This is a genomic window from Streptomyces sp. NPDC048111 (assembly GCF_043202815.1).
Taxonomy (GTDB): Bacteria; Actinomycetota; Actinomycetes; order Streptomycetales; family Streptomycetaceae; genus Streptomyces.
This window is the reverse complement of sequence record NZ_JBIDBD010000004.1, coordinates 164,070-177,824: the sequence shown is the minus strand read 5'-3', so window position 1 is coordinate 177,824 and position 13,755 is coordinate 164,070. Positions and strand designations below refer to the sequence as shown.

Here is a 13,755-nt window from a genome sequence, read left to right as displayed (position 1 = left end):
CGTACCGCCGTCTCCGCCGACTTCCGAGACCAGTCGCGCGATCAGCAAGTTCTCCGACCGCGCCCCTTCCTCAGCCAACGAGCCCAGCACTCCGGCCAGCCGTTCACCGGCTGCACATGCCGTGTCGTACAACCCAAACGCCGACGCATCGGCGCGGAGGGTTTCGTGCAAGGCACTCAGGTAGTCCCCAGCGATCTCATCCAACTCGGCCAGTTGCTGATCTGCGTTCCACGGTTCACGTCGTGGCCAACGCGTCAGTCGTCCACTGGCAACAGCCCACCGACCGCCCTTCGGCCCCTCCCAGCGTGAGGATGTACCCATGCGACACCCCCCTGCCCCGATGTCTGCCCCGCGCCTCTGCCATAGCACCAGGCCGGACATGCTCCAGATAGAGCACGAGTCAGCCACTACGAAGGCCACCGCTGCGAGCGCAGCACGATCTCAAGCGTCACCCTGAGTACCTGGCATGCGTACATGGGGGGCACTGCCCGCACCGAGGGTGACAGGCAGGCAAAAATGGCACCTGGACGAGACGGGAGCGGGACTGGCGGAATCAAGCCTTGTGCCAGTTGGCGATGCGGGCGCACCACCCACGACGATCAACGCCCCGCAGCGTCACGCCCCCGAACATCCTGCAACAGTCACATGGTCAGCGAGCCAATCGACCAGCCACGCAGGGAACCTGACGCCCCATCAGAACGAACGCCAAGTGGGCGTCACGAGCGTCATTTCAGCGTCGAGATACCGCCCGTAACGCCCACAGTGCACATAATGCACATCAACAAAACCGCAGGTCAGGCGCCCTTCGCCACCGGCTCCAGAATCGCCACGCACTCCACATGGTGCGTCATCGGGAACAGGTCGAAAGCGCGCAGCGTCCGCGGCTTGTAGCCCGCTTCCGCGAAGTACGCCAGGTCGCGGGCCAGGGCTGCCGGGTCGCAGGCCACGTAGGCGATGCGGCGGGCGCCGAGGGCTGCCAGGTGCTTCACCGTCTGCTTGCCTGCGCCCGCGCGCGGGGGGTCGAGGACGATCAGGTCGGCCTCGGTGATCTTCGTGCGGGGCAGGACCTGCTCGACCTTGCCCTGTTCCACGCGGACCCGCGGCAGGTCGGCCAGGTTGTGGCGGGCGTCCTCCACGGCGCGCTTGGAGGACTCGATGCCGAGCACCGCGCCCGTCTCTCCGACGCGTTCGGCGATCGCGCCGGCGAAGAGGCCGACGCCGCAGTACAGGTCGAGGGCCATCTCGCCCTTGCGCGGCATCAGGCCCTGCATGACGGCCTTCACCAGGGTGTCCGGGGCCTGCGGGTGGACCTGCCAGAAGCCGCCCATGCCGACGCGGTACGTGCGGCCGTCGGCGCGCTCCCGGACGAAGGCCCTGCCGTGCACGCGGTGCACCCCGCCGTCCTTCTCCTCGACGCGCAGGACCGACACCGGCTTGTCCAGTTCGACCAGGGGCAGCCGGCCGCCCGGCTTCGGGGTCAGGACCACCTGGCGGTCGTGCGAGCCCGAGGACGCGATGGCCTCGACCGACGCCAGCTGCGGCCACTCCCGCTTCTCGACGCCCAGTTCCGAGACGCCGGGGGCCGCGATCATGCAGTGGTCGATCGGCTGCACGTCGTGCGAGCGGTGCTTGCGCAGGCCCGCGCGGCCGTCCTCGTCGATCGCGTACTGGACGCGGGTGCGCCACGCGGGGACCTCGCCCGCGGGGAGCTTGTCGCCCTCGGCGGGCATGACCGTGCCGTCCCAGCCGGCCTCCTCCGGGGTCAGGCCCGCGAGCCGCTGGAGCTGCTCGGCGATGACCTCGCCCTTGAGGCGGCGCTGAGCGCCGGGCTTGGCGTGCTGCCAGTCGCAGCCGCCGCACTTGCCGGGGCCGGCGTAGGGGCAGGGGGCCTCGACCCGGTCCTTGGACGCCTCGATGACCGTCACCGCGTCGGCGCGCAGGAAGCGCGAGTCCGCCTCGCCCTCCGTCACGCGGGCCAGTACCTTCTCGCCGGGCAGGGCGTGGCGTACGAACAGGACGCGGCCCTCGGCGGTGCGGGCGATGCAGTGGCCGCCGTGGGCCACCGGCCCTACCTCGACCTCGTACTCCTCCCCGACCAGCGACGACAGCGACTGCTCGGGTGCCGTCGGCTCGGCTGCCGACGGCTCGGATGCGTTCTGCTGCATGGGTGGGTGACTCCAGGGTGGGGAGGGGCAAACGGCGGGCGGCCGGGTGAACAGCCCACCAGTCTACGTGGGTGTCGCCCGGCCGCCCGCCACGAGTGCGACGGTGCGCGGATCCACGCAGGGACCCGCGCCCCGCTCACCCCTTGTTGCTCGGCTCCTTCGGGCGGGCCACCGGGCCGCGACGTACCGCGCCCGGCGCGTTCCAGTCCGCGCGCCTGCGGGCCCGCTTCTTGGCGGCCTCGGAGGACTCCAGCTGGTAGGGCACGGAGGTGACCATGACGCCCGGCGTGAACAGGAGGCGGCCCTTGAGCCGCAGCGCGCTCTGGTTGTGCAGCAGGTGCTCGTACCAGTGGCCGACGACGTACTCGGGGATGAAGACGCTGATCGCGTCGCGCGGGCTCTCGCGGCGCAGGCCCCGTACGTATTCGATGATCGGCCGGGTGATCTCGCGGTAGGGCGAGTCGAGGATCTTCAGCGGGACGTTGATCCCGCGCCGCTCCCACTCCTCCTTGAGGGCCTTCGTCTCGGCCGGGTCGACCGAGATCGAGAGCGCCTCCAGCTGGTCGGAGCGCATCAGCTTGGCGTAGGCGAGGGCACGCAGGGTGGGGCGGTGGACCTTGGAGACCAGGACGATCGAGTGCACCCGCGAGGGCCGCAGGCTGTCGTCCGAGGGCTCGTCGGGGGCGGCGATCTCGGTGGCGACCCGGTCGTAGTGCTTGCGGATCGCGGTCATCGTTCCGTAGAAGATCACCATGCCGAGCAGCGCGACCCAGGCGCCGTGGGTGAACTTCGTGGCGAGGACGACGACGAGGACGAGGCCGGTGAAGAAGGCGCCGAACGCGTTGATCGCGCGCGAGCGGATCATGTGGCGGCGCTTGGCCTGGTCGGTCTCGGTGGCCAGGTGGCGGTTCCAGTGGCGCACCATGCCGGTCTGGCTGAGCGTGAAGGAGACGAACACGCCGACGATGTACAGCTGGATCAGACGGGTCGAGTCCGCGCCGTAGATCACCACGAGCAGCACCGCGGCACCGGCCAGCAGCACGATGCCGTTGGAGAACGCGAGGCGGTCGCCGCGGGTGTGCAGCTGGCGGGGCAGGTAGCGGTCCTGGGCGAGGATCGAGCCGAGCAGCGGGAAGCCGTTGTAGGCGGTGTTCGCGGCGAGGAACAGGACGAGCGCGGTGGCCGCGGCGAGCAGGACGAACAGGAAGCTGCCGTGCCCGAAGACAGCCTCGGCGACCTGCGAGATGACCGGGTTCTGGACGTATCCGGAGCCGACCGGGGCGCCGTTGTGCAGCAGGTCCTCGCCGGGCTTCTCGGCCATGCGCACATGGGTGCTCATGGCGAGCGCGATGATGCCGCAGAACATGGTGACGGCGAGGCCGCCCATGAGCGCCAGCGTGGTGGCCGCGTTCTTCGACTTCGGCTTGCGGAAGGCGGGGACGCCGTTGCTGATGGCCTCGACGCCGGTGAGGGCGGCGCAGCCGGAGGAGAAGGCGCGCAGCAGCAGGAAGACCATGGCGAAGCCGGCGAGGCCCTGGTGCTCGGCCTTGATGGTGTAGTCGGCGGTCGGTGCCTTCATGGTGTCGCCGAGCACGATCCCGCGGAAGGCGCCCCACGCGATCATGATGAAGACGCCGGCGACGAAGACGTACGTCGGGATCGCGAAGAGCTTGCCCGACTCCTTCATGCCGCGCAGGTTCAGCAGCGTCAGCAGGACGATGACCGCGACCGCGCACAGCACCTTGTGCTCGACGATGAACGGGATCGCGGAACCGAGGTTCTCGATGCCGGAGGCGATCGAGACGGCGACCGTCAGGACGTAGTCGACCAGCAGGGCGCTGGCGACGGTGAGCCCGGCCTTGGGTCCGAGGTTGGTGTTGGCGACCTCGTAGTCGCCGCCGCCGCTCGGGTAGGCGTGCACGTTCTGCCGGTAGGAGGCGACCACCGTGAACATCAGCACCACGACCGCGACCGCGATCCAGGGGCTGAAGTGGTACGCCGACACACCCGCCACGGAAAGCACCAGGAGGACTTCTCCGGGCGCGTACGCAACGGACGAGAGCGGGTCGGAGGCAAAGACGGGGAGTGCGATGCGCTTGGGGAGGAGCGTTTCTCCCAGCTTGTCGCTGCGCAGCGCCCGGCCGATCAGGATCCGTTTGGGCACGTCGGTCAGTTTGGACACGCAGAGGATCGTAAGCGCTCTGTCCGAATAAGGCGCACCCGCCTCCCCCGGGCGGCGTCCGCCAGTGGGGCACTGCGTGAGTGCATCCCGGGGCATGCCGCATAAGCTCGTCTCGCGGCAACGTGGATTTCTGTTGCCACGCTGTTGCCCGGCTAGCCGAGAAGGAAGTAGTGAGCAGGGTGTTTGCGCAGGTCATCGGGGCGACCAGGAGTGCGGGGTAAGGGGACGTGCACATCGTCATCATGGGCTGCGGGCGCGTGGGAGCCGCTCTCGCGCAGGCCCTGGAACAGCAAGGGCACACGGTCGCGGTGGTGGACCAGGACCCGACCGCTTTCCGTCGGCTGGGTTCGGGCTTCGGCGGACGGCGGGTGACCGGCGTCGGCTTCGACCAGGACACCCTGCGCGAGGCGGGCATCGAGGAGGCCGGCGCGTTCGCGGCGGTCTCCAGCGGCGACAACTCCAACATCATCGCGGCCCGGGTGGCGCGCGAGATGTTCGGCATCGAGAACGTGGCGGCGCGGATCTACGACCCGCGGCGTGCCGAGGTGTACCAGCGGCTCGGCATCCCCACGGTCGCCACGGTCAGCTGGACCGCCGACCAGATGCTGCGCCGGCTGCTGCCCTCGGGTGCCGAGCCGCTGTGGCGCGACCCGAGCGGCGGCGTGCAGCTCGCCGAGGTGCACACCTCGGCCGCGTGGATCGGCCACAAGATCAGCAAGCTCCAGGAGGAGACCGGCGTCCGCGTGGCCTTCCTCACCCGGCTGGGCGAAGCGGTGCTTCCGACGTCCCAGACCGTCCTGCAGGAGGGTGACCTCGTGCACGTCATGATGCGGACCGACGAGGTCGAAAAGGTCGAGGCGGCCTTCGCCCAGGGTCCCGAGGAGGGCGGTCACTGATGCGCGTGGCGATTGCCGGGGCCGGCGCGGTGGGGCGTTCCATCGCGGGCGAGCTCCTGGAGAACGGGCACGAGGTGCTGCTGGTCGACAAGGCGCCCACCGCCATCTCGGTGGAGCGGGTGCCGCTCGCGGAGTGGCTGCTCGCGGACGCCTGTGAGATCACCTCGCTCGACGAGGCGGCGCTGCAGCGCTGCAACGTGGTCATCGCGGCCACCGGCGACGACAAGGTGAACCTGGTCGTCTCGCTGCTCGCGAAGACCGAGTACGGGGTGCCGCGGGTGGTGGCGCGGGTCAACAACCCGAAGAACGAGTGGCTGTTCAACGAGTCGTGGGGCGTGGACGTGGCCGTCTCGACCCCGCGTCTGATGTCGGCGCTGGTCGAGGAGGCGGTGAGCGTCGGCGACCTGGTACGGCTGCTGCGCTTCAGCCACGGCGACGCCAACCTGGTCGAGCTGACGCTGCCGCCGGAGTCGGCGCTGGCCGGCACGCAGGTGGGCGATGTGGCGTGGCCCGAGGACACCTCGCTGGTCACCATCATCCGCGGTACCCGCGTGCTCACGCCGAGCCAGGAGGAGACCCTGGAGGCGGGCGACGAGCTCCTGTTCGTGGCCGCCCAGGCGCGCGAGGAGCAGCTGGAGGACCTGCTGTCGGTCCGCCGCGAGGGCTGAGCCCGCGAGGAACGGCCGAAGGGCCCGCGACCGTGAGGTCGCGGGCCCTTCGCCGTGCTGTGCGGGTGCTGTACCGCTCGGGTGCAGGCCGCGTACGGGAGGGACGCGTGCGGGCCGTACCGCCCCGGCGTGCCGCGTACGGGAGGGGCGCGTGCGGGGTCAGGCTCCCGCCTCGCCGCGGGCGGCGGCCTTGCGGGCCTTCTCGGCCGCCTCCTCCGCCTCCATCTCGGCGAAGACGTCGATCGGCGCCGGGGCCTTCGCGAGGAAGACCCAGGTGAGCCAGACCGCGAGCAGGAACGGCGGGATCTTCAGCGCGATCAGGACCCAGCCGAGCTGGGAGGTGTTGGCCCACCAGTACAGCGGGAAGAGGATCGCGCACTTGGCGAGCAGGATCAGGCCCCAGGCCCAACTGGCCCTGGCGTACGCCTTCTTGCGGCCCGGGTTGCGGGTGCGCCAGGAGAGGTTCTCCTTGAAGACCGGACCGAGGATGAGGCCGATCAGCGGCACGCCGCACAGGGTGGTGACGATGTAGGCGAGCGCCATGCCCAGGGTGTAGAGCATGCCCGGCAGGTAGAAGTCCTTGGCGTTGCCCGTGACCATCGCGAAGACCACGCCGAAGGCCACGCCGAAGACGCCGCTGAAGGCGTGCTTCATCGTGTCCTTGCGCACCAGGCGGACCGCGACGAGCAGCAGCGACACCGCGAGGGCGGCGATCGCCGAGACGTGCAGGTCCTTGTTCACGGTGAAGATCGTGACGAAGAGCAGTCCCGGAAGGACCGTCTCCACCATGCCGCGCACCCCGCCGAACGCCTCGAAGAGCGCGGCCTCGGTGACGGCCTTCGCGTCGGCGGGCGGCGTGGTGGCGGTGGGGGTGGTGGTCGGCTTGTCGACTGACGTCACCGGCTACTCCTGTCCGAGCGGTCGCAGTTCGTATTTGGGGTTGAACAGGACGCGCCGCCCGTGGCTGAGGGAGATCCGGCCCGAAGCGATGAGCTTGCGGCCCGGCTCGATGCCCACGATCGAGCGCCGTCCGAGCCACACCACGTCCAGCGGGGCGGTGCCGTCGAAGAGCTCGGCCTCCAGCGCCGGCACACCCGCCCGCGGGCGCAGCGTGACGGTCCGCAAGGTACCAGTGACTTTCACTATCTGGCGGTCACTGCACTCGGAGATGCTGGTGCACCCCGTGGCCTGCGTGTCCTCCTGCAGTTCCGCGGAGTGCAGGTCCTCCTGCGAGGTGGACAGCCGGTCGAGCATCCGGCGCAGGCGCCCCGCGGGCTTCTCGGTTCGAAGGTCAGCACTCATACAGAAAGCGTACCGGGGAGCACATCCCCCGGATCAAAACCTGTGGTCAGCGTCCGTACGGCGGCGCTACAGCACGCGTGTGAGCCGGGTCGGCCGCGCGGGCGCGCGCGGCCGGGGAGGCGGGCGGGGTCAGGGTTCGAAGCGGTAGCCCATGCCGGGTTCGGTGATGAAGTGACGGGGGTGCGAGGGGTCGCCCTCGAGTTTGCGGCGCAGCTGGGCCATGTAGACCCGCAGATAGTTGGTCTCGGTGCCGTAGGAGGGCCCCCACACCTCCTGGAGCAGCTGTTTCTGGCTGACCAGGCGGCCGGTGTTGCGCACCAGGACCTCCAGGAGGTGCCATTCGGTGGGCGTGAGGCGTACGTCGCGGCCCGCGCGGTTGACCTTCTTGGCCGCGAGGTCGACGGTGAAGTCCTCGGTCTCGATCACCACCACGTCGTCGGCGCCGTCCGCGCCGCCGACCGGTTCGGCCCGGCGGACCGCCGCACGCAGCCGGGCGAGCAGCTCGTCCATGCCGAAGGGCTTGGTGACGTAGTCGTCGGCGCCCGCGTCGAGCGCCTCGACCTTCTCGTCGGAGGTGTGGCGGGCGGAGAGCACCAGGATGGGCACGCGGGTCCAGCCGCGCAGTCCGCGGATGACCTCGACGCCGTCCATGTCGGGCAGGCCGAGGTCGAGCAGGACCACGTCGGGGTGGCGGGCGGCGGCGAGCTGGAGGGCGCTCGCGCCGTCGGCGGCGGAGTCCACCTCGTACTTGCGTGCCTTGAGGTTGATCACGAGCGCGCGCACGATCTGCGGCTCGTCCTCGACCACGAGCACCCGGGTCATCTGGGACACCTGCCTTCTGCTGCCTTCTGCGGGGACGGGCTGAGCGGTGGATTCGTGCGGACGCGCTTCACGAGGGAGCGGTTCACGAGGTGGTCCGGGCCGGGAGGGCGGGGGCCTGACGTGCGGGGCCGGGGGCGGCGCGGACGGTGAGGACCATGGTGAGGCCGCCGCCCGGGGTGTCCTCGGCCGCCAGCGTGCCGCCCATGGCCTCGGCGAAGCCGCGGGCGACGGCGAGCCCGAGACCCACCCCGGCGCCGCGCGGGGCGTCGCCGTGGCGCTGGAAGGGCGCGAAGATGCGGTCCTTGGCGGTGTCGGGCACACCGGGGCCGCGGTCGGTGACGCGTATCTCGACGCGGTCGGCGAGGCCGCTGGCGGCGACGGTGACGGGGCTGCCGGGCGGGCTGTACTTGACGGCGTTCTCGACGACGTTGGCGACGGCCCGCTCCAGGAGGCCCGGGTCGACCTCGACCATGGGCAGCGTCTCGGGGATGTCCAGGACGACGCTGTCCTCGGGGACGCCGCCGAGCGCCATGGGCACCACCTCGTCGAGGTCGATCTCGCGGATCAGCGGGGTGACGGTGCCGGTCTGCAGGCGGGACATGTCCAGCAGGTTGCCGACGAGGTGGTCGAGGCGGTCGGCGCCGCCCTCGATGCCTTCGAGGAGTTCGGCGCGGTCCTCGTCGGACCATTCGACGTCGTCGGAGCGCAGCGAGGTGACCGCGGCCTTGATGGAGGCGAGCGGGGTGCGCAGGTCGTGGCTGACGGCCGCGAGCAGCGCGGTGCGGATGCGGTTGCCCTCGGCGAGCTTGCGGGCCTCCTCCGCCTCCCCCACCAGGCGTCTGCGGTCCAGGACGACGGCCGCCTGGGCGGCGAACGCGCCGAGCACGCGGCGGTCCTCGGCGGGCAGGACGCGGCCGGACAGGGCGAGCGCCATATGGTCGCCGACGGGCATGTCCACGTCGGCGTCCTCGGGACGGGCCACCGGGTGCGGGCCGACGCTGCCGGCCCGGGTCCAGGGCTCGACGTCGCCGGCCCGCTCCAGGAGGGCGACCGACTCCATGGCGAAGGTCTCGCGGACCCGTTCCAGGAGGGCGTCCAGGCTGGTCTCGCCGCGCAGGACGCTGCCGGCCAGGAAGGAGAGGATCTCGGATTCGGCGCGCAGCCGGGCGGCCTGGTGGGTGCGGCGGGCCGCGACGTCGACCACGGAGGCCACCGACACGGCGACCAGGACGAAGATCACGATGGCGACGATGTTCTTGGGGTCGGCGATCGTGATCCGGTGCGCGGGCGGGGTGAAGTAGTAGTTCAGGAGGAACGAGCCGAACGCGGCCGAGGCGAGCGCCGGGACCAGGCCGCCGAGCAGGGCCGCCGCCACGGTCAGCGTCAGGAACAGGAGCATGTCGTTGGCGAGGCCGAGGTCCGCCTCGACGTTGGTGAGCAGCACGGTCAGCAGGGCCGGGCCGACCACGGCGGCGGCCCAGCCCCACACGATGCGGGCCCGCCCGAGCCGGGCGCCGCGCGCGACGGGCAGGCCGCGGCCCTTGGCGGCCTCCTCGTGCGTGACGATGTGGACGTCGAGGTCGGGCCCCGACTCGCGGGCCACCGTCTGTCCGACGCCCGGGCCCAGGATGTACTGCCAGGCCTTGCGGCGGCTGGAGCCGAGGACGATCTGGGTGGCGTTGACGCCGCGGGCGAAGGCGAGCAGCGCGGCCGGGACGTCGTCGCCTATGACGTGGTGGAAGCTGCCGCCGAGGTCCTCGACCAGGGTGCGCTGGACGGTGAGTTCCTTGGGCGAGGCGGAGGTGAGCCCGTCGCTGCGGGCCACGTAGACCGCGAGGACCTCGCTGCCGGAGCCCTTGGCGGCCATGCGGGCGGCCCGGCGGATGAGGGTGCGCCCCTCGGGCCCGCCGGTGAGGCCGACCACGATGCGTTCGCGGGCCCGCCAGGTGCTCTGGATGCCGTGCTCGCCGCGGTACTGCTGCAGGTATTCGTCGACGCGGTCGGCGACCCAGAGCAGGGCCAGCTCACGCAGGGCGGTGAGGTTGCCGGGCCGGAAGTAGTTGGACAGGGCCGCGTCGACCTTGTCGGACTGGTAGACGTTGCCGTGCGCCATGCGGCGGCGCAGTGCCTGGGGCGACATGTCGACCAGCTCGATCTGGTCGGCCCTGCGCACCACCTCGTCGGGCACGGTCTCGCGCTGGCGCACCCCGGTGATGGACTCGACGACGTCGCCGAGGGACTCCAGGTGCTGGATGTTGACGGTGGACACCACGTCGATGCCGGCGGCGAGCAGTTCCTCGACGTCCTGCCAGCGCTTGGTGTTGCGGGAGCCGGGCACGTTGGTGTGGGCCAGTTCGTCCACCAGGGCGACGGCGGGGCCGCGCGCCAGGACGGCGTCGACGTCCATCTCGGTGAAGACGGCGCCGCGGTGGTCGAGCTCGCGGCGCCGGATCTGCTCCAGGCCGTGCAGCATCACCTCGGTGCGCGGCCGTCCGTGGTGCTCCACGAGGGCCACCACGCAGTCCGTGCCGCGCTCCACCCGGCGGTGCGCCTCGGAGAGCATCGCGTACGTCTTGCCGACGCCCGGTGCTGCGCCCAGGTAGATCCGAAGCTTGCCGCGTGCCATGGCCCCATTGTCTTTCAGAACGCAGCTGTCTTTCAGAACGCAGCTGCCTACGCTCCGTCGACTTTACGGCCAACAATTCCGGCATATGGGGTGGGGGTGGGGCGGGGGACGCGTATTGACGCGATTCTGACGGGCCGGGCCCGGGGGCGCGGGTCAGCCGTGGTCGGTGATCCGCCCGTCGTTCAGCTCCAGGACCCGGTCGGCGAAACCGAGGAGCTGGGGGTCGTGGGTGGCGACCAGGACGGTGACGCCCTCCCCGCGCACGACGGCGCGCAGCAGTTCCATCACCGCGAGCCCGGTCTCGGCGTCGAGCTGGCCGGTGGGCTCGTCCGCGATGAGCAGCGCGGGCCGGTTGGCCAGGGCGCGGGCGATGGCGACGCGCTGCTGCTGGCCTCCGGAGAGTTCGCCGGGGCGCTGGGCCGCGTGGTCGCCGAGGCCGACGAGGGAGAGCAACAGGGCGGCGCGCTCCTCACGTTCGCGCGGGTCGGTCTTCTTCAGCCGCATCGGGACGCCCACGTTCTCGGCGGCGCTGAGGATGGGGATGAGGCCGAAGGACTGGAAGATGAAGCCGATGCGGTCGCGCCGCAGTTCGAGCAGGCCCTGCTCGCCGAGGCCCACGATGTCGACGCCGTCCACGGTGACCGTGCCCTCGTCGGGCCGGTCGAGCCCGCCCAGGAGGTTGAGCAGGGTCGTCTTGCCGGAGCCCGAGCGCCCCTTGAGGGCGACGAGTTCGCCGCGCGGCACCTCGAAGGAGACCCCGCGCAGCGCGTGCACGGCCGCGGCGCCGCTCCCGTACGAGCGGTGCAGGTTCTCGACCCGCACCATGGGCCCGCCGTCCCGCCCGCCCGCGACGGCCGTCCCGCCCTGCCCCTTGGTGCCCTGCGTCATGCGCGTTCCCCCGTACGTACGTGTGCGCGGCCGGGCGCCAGTATGTGCGGAATGCCCCCGGCCGGGCAATGCGTCGCCGGGGTCTCTGCCCGCATTGCCGCCGCGGGCGGGGCCTGCCGGGCAACGGGCCGCCGAGCCCGCGAGCCGAGCCGGCCGCAAGTGCCGTACGGGGAGCGGAGGTTGAGGGCGGCGCACCCTTTCCGCGCCCGACTGCACCCCCCGGGGCCGGGCGTCCCCGCGGAACGCCGAAGGGCCGCTCCCCCGGTCCAGGGGTGCGGCCCATCGTGCGTGAGCCGGGTGTCAGCGGATCTCGGTGACCTCGGGGCCGCGCTGGAGCTGGCCCATGCCGCCGGAGAAGCGCGAGCCCTCCTGGTCCTCCTGCTGGACGCCCTCCGGCACCATCTGCGCGTCGTTGGGCAGCTTCAGGACGATCGGGTCGCGGGGCGCCATCGGGCCCTCGCCGCGCACCACCACGGTGTCACGGAAAATCGTCTCCAGGAGGCCGGCGGCCTGCGGCTGCACCGCGCCCTGGCCGGAGATGACACCGCGCAGGAACCAGCGCGGGCCGTCCACGCCCACGAAGCGGACCAGCTGGACGCCGCCCGTGCCGTCGGGCAGCTGGACGGGGACCTGGGCGCGCAGCTCCCAGCCGAGGGGGCCCTCGACCTCGTCGATGATGCCGCCCTGCTGGGTGATGCCCGAGGCGATCTCCTCGCGGACCTCGCCCCAGATGCCCTCCTTCTTGGGCGCCGCGAAGGCCTGCAGCTGCACCGCGCTGTCGTTCAGGACGACCGTGGCCGCCACGATCGCGTCGCCCGCGACCTCGACCCGCAGCTCCATGCCCTCGACCCCGGGGACGAAGAGTCCGCCGAGGTCCACCCGGCCCTCGCCGGGCTCGGTCACCTCGGAGACGTCCCAGGGTCCGTCGGGACGGGGGGCGGGCGGCAGGTTCACCCGGCGCGCCTGGGCCCCGTCACCGGCGCCGGCCGCGTCGTCCTCAGCGGACGCGGTGCCCTCAACCTGCTCGGCCTCGCCCGCCGCGTCCTCGGCGGTACCGCTCTTCTTGCGACGTCCGAACACGTCACTGTCCTTCCCGGTCGGATACGGCCGAAGCGTATCGATTCCCACCCGTAGTGCCGCCAGTGGCGGCCGAACCGTCCACGGCGGAATGACCGCCGGTGGACCCGAAGCCCCCCTCGGCCCGCGCCGAGCCGGGAAGCTCCGCCACCTCGTGGAAGCGCACCTTCTCGACCTGCTGGACGACCAGTTGGGCAATGCGGTCGAAACGCTCGAACCGCACGCTCTCGCGCGGGTCGAGGTTGACCACGATCACCTTGATCTCTCCACGGTACCCGGCATCCACCGTCCCCGGGGCATTCACCAGGGCGACACCGCAGCGGGCGGCGAGCCCCGAACGGGGGTGCACGAAGGCCGCGTAGCCGTCGGGCAGCGCGATCGAGACGCCGGTCGCGAGCACGGCCCGTTCGCCGGGCGCGAGTTCGGCCGCCTCGGTGGTCACCAGGTCGGCCCCGGCGTCGCCGGGGTGCCCGTAGGCCGGGATCGGCACCTCCGGGTCGACTCGGCGGATGAGGACGTCCACGGGGTCACGCGTCACGGGTTCACCTCGAAGGCGCGGGCGCGCCTGAGCTGGTCGGGATCGGACATGGCGGCCTGGATCTCGGCCGGTCGTCCGTTGTCGATGAAGTGGTCCACCTTCACCTCGATGAAGAGGGCCTGGGCCCGGACCGCCACGGGCCCCTCGGGCCCGCCGATGCGGCCGGTGGCCCGCGAGTAGATCTTGCGGCCCGCCACCGCGGTGACCTCGGCCTCCAGGTGCAGCACCGTGCCGACGGGGACCGGGCGGGCGTAGTCCGTCTCCAGACGGCCGGTCACCGCGATCACCCGCAGCAGCCAGTTGAGCGAGCCGAGGGTCTCGTCCAGGGCGGTGGCGAGCACTCCGCCGTGGGCGAGCCCCGGGGCGCCCTGGTGGGCCTCGCGCACGGTGAACTCGGCGGTGACCCGCACGCCCTGTCCGGCCCGGGCGGCCAGGTGCAGTCCGTGGGGCTGTCCTTCGCCGCAGCCGAAGCAGTGCCCGTAGTGCGCTCCGAGCAGTTCGCCCGGTGCGGGCGCGTCGGGGTGCCGCACCGGCGCCATGGCGTCGGCCGGGGGCGTCAGGGACGCAGATGTAGCAGTCACAGGCGCAGAC

General features: G+C 71.7%; 12 protein-coding genes. 2 read left to right on the top strand and 10 right to left on the bottom strand.

Annotated elements, in window-relative coordinates; all coding sequences use genetic code 11:
• Positions 1 to 794 precede the first annotated feature (794 nt).
• Positions 795 to 2,165 (bottom strand): class I SAM-dependent RNA methyltransferase, encoded by a 1,371-nt coding sequence (locus ACGF3I_RS10955; protein WP_393130379.1) that lies wholly within the window; start codon positions 2,163 to 2,165, stop codon positions 795 to 797.
• Positions 2,166 to 2,301: 136 nt separating this feature from the next.
• Positions 2,302 to 4,347, bottom strand: coding sequence for an APC family permease (locus ACGF3I_RS10950; RefSeq protein ID WP_393130377.1), 2,046 nt, complete (start codon positions 4,345 to 4,347; stop codon positions 2,302 to 2,304).
• Between the two features lie 227 nt (positions 4,348 to 4,574).
• Between ACGF3I_RS10950 and ACGF3I_RS10945 the strand changes: the two genes are divergently transcribed.
• Both ACGF3I_RS10945 and ACGF3I_RS10940 read left to right on the top strand, forming a co-directional pair.
• Complete coding sequence (locus ACGF3I_RS10945) at positions 4,575 to 5,243, top strand: potassium channel family protein (RefSeq protein ID WP_393130375.1); 669 nt, start codon at positions 4,575 to 4,577, stop codon at positions 5,241 to 5,243.
• Positions 5,243 to 5,911, top strand: coding sequence for a TrkA family potassium uptake protein (locus ACGF3I_RS10940; RefSeq protein WP_053725471.1), 669 nt, complete (start codon positions 5,243 to 5,245; stop codon positions 5,909 to 5,911). Before ACGF3I_RS10945 ends, ACGF3I_RS10940 begins: the two co-directional genes overlap by 1 nt.
• Before the next feature lie 159 nt (positions 5,912 to 6,070).
• On the opposite strand, the gene ACGF3I_RS10935 is transcribed toward ACGF3I_RS10940, so the two are convergent.
• The 8 genes from ACGF3I_RS10935 to ACGF3I_RS10900 all read right to left on the bottom strand — a co-directional run bounded on the left by ACGF3I_RS10935 (position 6,071) and on the right by ACGF3I_RS10900 (position 13,745).
• A complete protein-coding gene (locus tag ACGF3I_RS10935; protein WP_393130373.1) occupies positions 6,071 to 6,811 on the bottom strand; it encodes a DUF3159 domain-containing protein in 741 nt (246 codons plus the stop codon).
• A gap of 3 nt (positions 6,812 to 6,814) precedes the next feature.
• Positions 6,815 to 7,213 carry an OB-fold nucleic acid binding domain-containing protein gene (locus tag ACGF3I_RS10930; RefSeq protein ID WP_393130371.1) on the bottom strand — a complete coding sequence of 133 codons (399 nt, stop codon included), beginning with the start codon at positions 7,211 to 7,213 and terminating at the stop codon, positions 6,815 to 6,817.
• A gap of 129 nt (positions 7,214 to 7,342) precedes the next feature.
• On the bottom strand, positions 7,343 to 8,035 hold the full coding sequence (locus tag ACGF3I_RS10925; protein WP_393130620.1) for a response regulator: 693 nt from the start codon (positions 8,033 to 8,035) through the stop codon (positions 7,343 to 7,345).
• 82 nt (positions 8,036 to 8,117) lie between these two features.
• Positions 8,118 to 10,661 (bottom strand): ATP-binding protein, encoded by a 2,544-nt coding sequence (locus ACGF3I_RS10920; RefSeq protein ID WP_393130369.1) that lies wholly within the window; start codon positions 10,659 to 10,661, stop codon positions 8,118 to 8,120.
• A gap of 153 nt (positions 10,662 to 10,814) precedes the next feature.
• Complete coding sequence (locus ACGF3I_RS10915) at positions 10,815 to 11,549, bottom strand: ABC transporter ATP-binding protein (RefSeq protein WP_393130367.1); 735 nt, start codon at positions 11,547 to 11,549, stop codon at positions 10,815 to 10,817.
• Between the two features lie 300 nt (positions 11,550 to 11,849).
• Positions 11,850 to 12,629 (bottom strand): DUF3710 domain-containing protein, encoded by a 780-nt coding sequence (locus tag ACGF3I_RS10910; protein WP_393130365.1) that lies wholly within the window; start codon positions 12,627 to 12,629, stop codon positions 11,850 to 11,852.
• Position 12,630: 1 nt separating this feature from the next.
• Entirely contained in the window at positions 12,631 to 13,164 is a 534-nt protein-coding gene (gene dut / locus ACGF3I_RS10905; RefSeq protein ID WP_393130363.1) for a dUTP diphosphatase, read from the bottom strand.
• Positions 13,161 to 13,745: a PaaI family thioesterase gene (locus ACGF3I_RS10900; protein WP_393130361.1), complete on the bottom strand. Its 585-nt coding sequence runs from the start codon at positions 13,743 to 13,745 to the stop codon at positions 13,161 to 13,163. Before ACGF3I_RS10900 ends, dut begins: the two co-directional genes overlap by 4 nt.
• Positions 13,746 to 13,755 lie beyond the last annotated feature (10 nt).

Coding starts and splice junctions, on each gene's coding strand:
- ACGF3I_RS10925 (WP_393130620.1), bottom strand. CDS start 8,035: ATGACCCGGGTGCTCGTGGTCGAGGACGAGCCGCAGATCGTGCGCGCG.
- ACGF3I_RS10955 (WP_393130379.1), bottom strand. CDS start 2,165: ATGCAGCAGAACGCATCCGAGCCGTCGGCAGCCGAGCCGACGGCACCC.
- ACGF3I_RS10920 (WP_393130369.1), bottom strand. CDS start 10,661: ATGGCACGCGGCAAGCTTCGGATCTACCTGGGCGCAGCACCGGGCGTC.
- ACGF3I_RS10915 (WP_393130367.1), bottom strand. CDS start 11,549: ATGACGCAGGGCACCAAGGGGCAGGGCGGGACGGCCGTCGCGGGCGGG.
- ACGF3I_RS10930 (WP_393130371.1), bottom strand. CDS start 7,213: ATGAGTGCTGACCTTCGAACCGAGAAGCCCGCGGGGCGCCTGCGCCGG.
- ACGF3I_RS10940 (WP_053725471.1), top strand. CDS start 5,243: ATGCGCGTGGCGATTGCCGGGGCCGGCGCGGTGGGGCGTTCCATCGCG.